This window comes from Micromonospora sp. NPDC003241, assembly GCF_053589795.1.
Genome location: NZ_JBSFSO010000102.1, coordinates 1 through 1,232 on the forward strand (window position 1 = coordinate 1; position 1,232 = coordinate 1,232).

The following is a 1,232-nucleotide window of genomic DNA, read 5'->3' on the forward strand; positions in this document are numbered from 1 at the left end:
ATACCCCCCCAAACCCCCAAACCCCGAAAATATATTCTGTGACTGTATTACACCCTGTGACCTCCGGATCTGGTAGATTTGTTGTCGCTCCAGCGACAACAAATCTACCCACCCTGTCGCTCTTGCGCCGCCGTCCGGCGGGCGGGCGGGGCGCACAGCGACGGGCCCGGCCGCCGAGGTGGCGGCCGGGCCCGTCGCGTACGGCTCTAGAGAGTGCTGCCGTTGGTGCCGGTCGACTTGCTGCGGGGGGTGGCCGACGTCGAGCTGGTCGCGCTCGACGAGCTGCTGCCCGCCGTCGCCGGAGTGCCGGCGTAGGTGTCGTCCGCCGGGGTCAGCCCGTGCTTGCCGTTGCTGTGCAGCTTCTCGCCCAGCTTGGAGTGCTCGAGCTTGTCCTTGCCCTCCTGGTAGAGGCGGTTGGCCTGGGCCTGCGCGACCCCGGCTGCCTCCTGGACCGTCGGGTGGTCGAGGACCTTGCGGCCCTGGACCATCAGCTCCTCGTACTTCTCACGGCCGGCACGGGCGCCCAGGACGAACCCCGCAGCCAGCCCGCCAAGGAACATGATCTTTCCGCGCATGGCGGCTCCTTTCGTACCTGGCGCACTGTCTTCCGTGCCCGAAGTCCGGGCGGCGGTCGATCAAACTCGCGCCTACGTCATGTCGTCGGCAGTTATCTACCCATCCTCCTCTCCGCTCATACCTCCTTGGGCCGCGATGACGATTTATCCGCTTGCGTCCGGTTAGCTGCCTGTCCGGCCGAAGGGTAACCCCCTAGCCCACGACCCCCCGGAATCCTGTACTCTTGTGCCGGTCGCGCGGCGCGGAGTGATCCGCACCGAGCGGTGGCACGGTCCCCCGTAGCTCAATTGGCAGAGCAGCCGGCTGTTAACCGGCAGGTTTTTGGTTCGAGTCCAAACGGGGGAGCTTTCCTTCTCGTCCCGACGCCCACCGGAACCCGGTGGGCGTTCGTCGTATCCGGCCCCGGCCGACCTGAGCCCGCCCCACCCCGAGCCCCGGGACCGGCCCACCGAGCCCGGCCCACCGAGCCCGGCCCACCGAGCCCGGCCCGCCGAGCCCGGCCCGCCCCGGGACCGGCTGACCCCGGGACCGGCTGACCCCGGGACCGGCTGACCCCGGGACCGGCTGACCCCGGGACCGGCTGACCCCGGGACCGGCTGACAGATCGAAATAGCACACGTCTGAACTAGAGTGACTGACTAGTTGTTGGGGTTTGG

General features: G+C 68.5%; 1 protein-coding gene and 1 tRNA gene. One reads left to right on the forward strand and one right to left on the reverse strand.

All coding sequences use genetic code 11. The annotated features are described in order from the left end of the window. Positions 1 to 206: 206 nt before the first annotated feature. On the reverse strand, positions 207 to 575 hold the full coding sequence (locus ACWDVW_RS32605; RefSeq protein WP_449956831.1) for a hypothetical protein: 369 nt from the start codon (positions 573 to 575) through the stop codon (positions 207 to 209). Between the two features lie 273 nt (positions 576 to 848). On the opposite strand from ACWDVW_RS32605, the gene ACWDVW_RS32610 reads away from it, so the two are divergent. Continuing rightward, positions 849 to 921, forward strand: a tRNA-Asn gene (locus ACWDVW_RS32610). The last annotated feature ends 311 nt before the right edge of the window (positions 922 to 1,232 follow it).